Source organism: Streptomyces sp. NPDC040410 (assembly GCF_055595715.1).
The window spans coordinates 1-1,026 of the sequence record NZ_JBVIVK010000079.1 but is presented as its reverse complement, the minus strand read 5'-3'; the positions used below and the strand labels follow the sequence as shown (position 1 = coordinate 1,026).

1 protein-coding gene is annotated in these 1,026 nt (G+C 65.2%); it reads left to right on the top strand.

Annotation, left to right across the window (positions count from 1 at the left end; all coding sequences use genetic code 11):
* The first annotated feature begins 17 nt into the window (after positions 1–17).
* Entirely contained in the window at positions 18–947 is a 930-nt protein-coding gene (locus ACZ562_RS38360; protein WP_471189362.1) for an amino acid ABC transporter permease, read from the top strand.
* Positions 948–1,026 lie beyond the last annotated feature (79 nt).

The following is a 1,026-nucleotide window of genomic DNA, read 5'->3' as shown; positions in this document are numbered from 1 at the left end:
ACTGAAGGGCAGTCACTGTGACTGACATTGCCGACAAGGTTCCGGCGCCGTCGGTGCCGCCGGAGCAGATCAAGGCCATCCCGGTGCGCCACTGGGGCCGCTGGGTGGCCGGCGTCCTGGTCATCGCCGTCCTGGTGCTGATCGGGATCGCCTTCTCCAACGCGAAGATCAACTACGACATCATCCCGGACTACCTGACCGACGACCTGATCCTGGACGGCGTCTGGCACACGCTGTACATCTCCGTCCTCGCCATGGTGCTGGGCCTGGTCCTGGGCGTGATCCTCGCGGTGATGCGGATGTCGTCCAACCCGGTCACCAGCACGGTGGCCTGGCTGTACATCTGGTTCTTCCGCGGCACCCCGGTCCTGGTGCAGCTCCTGCTCTGGTACAACATCGCCCTCGTGTTCCCCATGCTCAACCTGGGGTTCTACAAGGACGAGATGAACCAGGTGATGACGCCGTTCCTGGCGGCCCTGCTCGGTCTGGGCCTCAACGAGGCCGCCTACATGTCCGAGATCGTCCGGGCCGGCATCCAGTCGGTCGACCTGGGCCAGACGGAGGCCTCGCACGCACTGGGCATGACCCACGGCAAGACACTGCGCCGCGTGGTCCTCCCGCAGGCCATGCGGGTGATCGTGCCGCCGACCGGCAACGAGTTCATCAACATGCTCAAGACCTCCTCGCTCGCCTACGCGGTCCAGTTCAACGAACTGATCAAACGGGCCACCGACGTCTCCAGCACCTCACTCGCGGTCGTCGAGATGTACTTCGTGGCATCCATCTGGTACCTGATCCTGACCAGCGTCTTCAGCGTCGGCCAGTACTACCTCGAACGCCGCTACGCCCGCGGTTCACAGCGCAGCCTGCCGCCCACCCCGCTGCAGCGCCTGAAGAAGAACCTCCGCATGTTCGGTTCGTTCCGCCGCCCGGAGGTGCCGCGATGAGCGCTCTCAGCAAGGACGTCGCCCAGAGCACGGGCGGCCATCCGATGGTCAGGGCCGAGGGCGTGCACAAGTCCTTCGG